1 protein-coding gene is annotated in these 1,554 nt (G+C 40.3%); it reads left to right on the forward strand.

All coding sequences use genetic code 11. From position 1 onward, the window contains the following. Positions 1 to 757 precede the first annotated feature (757 nt). Positions 758 to 1,234 (forward strand): hypothetical protein, encoded by a 477-nt coding sequence (locus tag KDK17_RS17820; RefSeq protein WP_257252723.1) that lies wholly within the window; start codon positions 758 to 760, stop codon positions 1,232 to 1,234. Positions 1,235 to 1,554 lie beyond the last annotated feature (320 nt).

The raw sequence follows: 1,554 nt of genomic DNA on the forward strand, positions 1-1,554 counted from the left end.
GCCCCCCCCCACCTGACCAGCTTTTGCATTCAATGAAAGCTCGCGGTTCTATTGAACTTTCTTAAAGTAGGTAAATCAAAATTAATATTGATTATGTTTGAGCGACAAGTGCTGTCCACTCTCATGTGTTCTGGACTGGCACGGCATCCAAAAGGCATCTGCCGATACTGATTAAACAGGCTTACCCAATCGTTTTTCAAAAGAGCCAAGCTTATGAGTTACATTTCAAAAGTGATGGACGGGTGAGAAAAAATAACAGTGGAAATCAGCCAGTCTTACTCAGAAGCGAGAAGAGATAGAACTTCTGCAGGCTATCTTGCAGTTTGCCAAGACAACTGCCAAGACAAGCTTCAGATACAAAAAAGCCTCGAACTATGCCGAGGCCTTTAAGTGCCTGATTTTACAGGGCTTTGTATGGTGCCGGCACCAAGAGTCGAACTCGGGACCCACTGATTACAAGCTCGACGGGCATACATATAAAACCTTTAAAAACAATAAGTTATAAACGGCTTGAGTATGCCAGAATGCACTAATTTTGCTTTGTTATGTCACCTGTATGTCATTTAAATCGGGCTGTTAGGCCTAATCTACCACTTTTTTGAGGTGCATTCATCGCAACTTTTCCTTCCATAAAAGCAAATTTCGACCAGCAACAATAGGCCTGGTATGAGTTGTCATTGTGCTTTCACAACAGCATTGTCTGTTCTAAATTTAGAGTTTCTCAAACCACGCATTGGCTGCACAGAGAGTCTGCATTATGATCGATGATCCTCTAAACGTCCAAAAACGTGCTGAGCTGGTAGGGTACATTTGTACTCATTACTCTTACTTTGATTACTTGATTTCGAATGTTATCTGGAGCCAGTTATCTTTAGAGAAAGATGTTGGAGTAATGATAACAGGTCCTATGGATATACGACCTAAAATTGAATTGGCCATATCACTTCTTGATCACTATGAGAACAGTGAAAAGTTAAGGGCGCTTCTTCAACGATTTAAAAAGAATGCTTCTTCTGGAAACGGTTTTATTTCAAAGAGAAACAAAATCGTTCATGGAGTAATGTCTAGCTCTGATGGGTCATCGACTGTGATGATAGAGTTACATAGGAAAAAGTCACAGAGAGAGCGTCACGAGATCTCCTTAGAATATATTCAGCAATGTCATGACGAAATTTTGGCTGCCAATGATGAGTTAATAAATCTTATGCAGCCAGAGGGAATCAATATTGACTAAATATTTAATCGTAAAAAAGCAGCTTAATAACTGTATTGTCAGGGCACTCATTGCGAGAGTGCCCTGACAATTATGGGCTATAAACTACTTCGAGCTTGTACCCATTTTTTTTCTCTCTTTTTCTTGTCTGCTATGCGTATGTTAATTAGTACGATTGTTAATGATATTAGAACTCACGCGCGGTATATCCCCTGTGTTATACGGCTTGATTAACCCCTAATAACAATCAAGAGCTTTGGGTTGTCCACACCCTCTCTTTCACATAAAGATTCGGGTGCTTCAACAACGCTATGAACTTCGCCGGAATAATCTCCTTCTGC

The sequence above is a fragment of the Endozoicomonas sp. SESOKO2 genome (genome assembly GCF_024606245.1).
Lineage (GTDB): Bacteria > Pseudomonadota > Gammaproteobacteria > Pseudomonadales > Endozoicomonadaceae > Endozoicomonas_A.